We start from the raw sequence: 1,269 nt of genomic DNA on the forward strand, positions 1-1,269 counted from the left end.
CTTTTGAGGGACGTCTGGCCTCTCGCTCTTGTGAGAAACTTCTTTTTTAAGCGAAACATCATAGTGTATAGGAGAAATATTTTCACGGGTAGAAGAAGTTTCTCTTATTTCAGAAACATCTGCGTTTTCTTGAAAAATTCCATCATCAAGAAGAATGATCTCATACGTGCTTTCATTCTGAGAAATAGGATTAGAAACAAGAGTCGTGATGTGAAAGAAAAAAATGCAAAAAAATGAAAATAATTTCAAATTATATTCTTTCATAAAATATCATTCCCTTAATTTTAAAAGTGGCTCTCTTGTGTATATTTGATACACAAAACTTAGTTCCGCTATTAATGATGCTGAGCATCTAGGGTTTTAAAATACAAAATGTACTGTTAAATAACGACACATAGACTGTTCTTCTACAATATAGAACATCTCCCTCCTAAACACTGATTGACTGTGGCACTTCTTGGACGCTCTCTACTTCCTCTTCTAGAACTCCCTTCACCCGTGCAATTATGGTGTGACATGGTAAGGTTTAAAGGTCGTGGATCTTCACCGACTAACTGAAATGTTGCCAAAGCAGTAACAGTGACATTTCTCCATTGAGCAAGGCGTAGTACGATAGCATGAGGATCTGCTGTCTCAGCCATCATTGCAGTAAAACGTGCAAATTCTATATTCGTATTTGTTGGAATCACAATAAGTCCAGACTGACTTCGTAAAAGTGGAACAGCATGTCTCGTTATGCGACCATCGGGATAAAGATAAGTTATTAAACTAACCCAAACGGTTCCAGGAGCTGCTCTTAAAAGCTCTTCAATAGCGTGTATAATATTATCATACCCAGTCGCTAAACTTGATCCTCTCCAATTAAAGCGTGTCAAGATCAGTTGTGTTGTCGCCTCTACCATTCTAAAAGCAATCATATCATGGGGTTCTGTTGGTGTTAAAGGAGGATAAAATAAAGCAGAAGAACCCAAAATATTATAAACTAAAGGAAATCTTCTTCGAAATGAATCAATGGGGTTCGTACCAGGGACTGCATCAAAGAAATACCCACCACTGGTTAATGGATTGCCGGGATAATATTCTTCAAGTTCTGCAATCATTTGATAAGTTTGCAAAAGACAAAATCCACATATTCCTACAGATTCTGATGTTCCATCTGTTGTATTCGCAATCGTATAAAGCCGTCTGCGCCAAGCATCAGTCAATTGAAAATCAGGGGGTAAAAAGAATTTCTTTCTTGTTCCAGATTGAGCAGAAACAATATTCTTC

General features: G+C 37.3%; 2 protein-coding genes. Both read right to left on the bottom strand.

The window, feature by feature from the left end; all coding sequences use genetic code 11:
• The coding region (locus NPY00_RS06300; RefSeq protein WP_269021229.1) for a hypothetical protein at positions 1–264 on the bottom strand (264 nt) is incomplete at its 3' end.
• A gap of 143 nt (positions 265–407) precedes the next feature.
• The coding region (locus tag NPY00_RS06305) for a DUF1561 family protein (RefSeq protein ID WP_269021230.1) at positions 408–1,269 on the bottom strand (862 nt) is incomplete at its 5' end.

The organism is Bartonella sp. F02 (assembly GCF_026929975.1).
In the GTDB taxonomy this organism is placed as follows: domain Bacteria; phylum Pseudomonadota; class Alphaproteobacteria; order Rhizobiales; family Rhizobiaceae; genus Bartonella.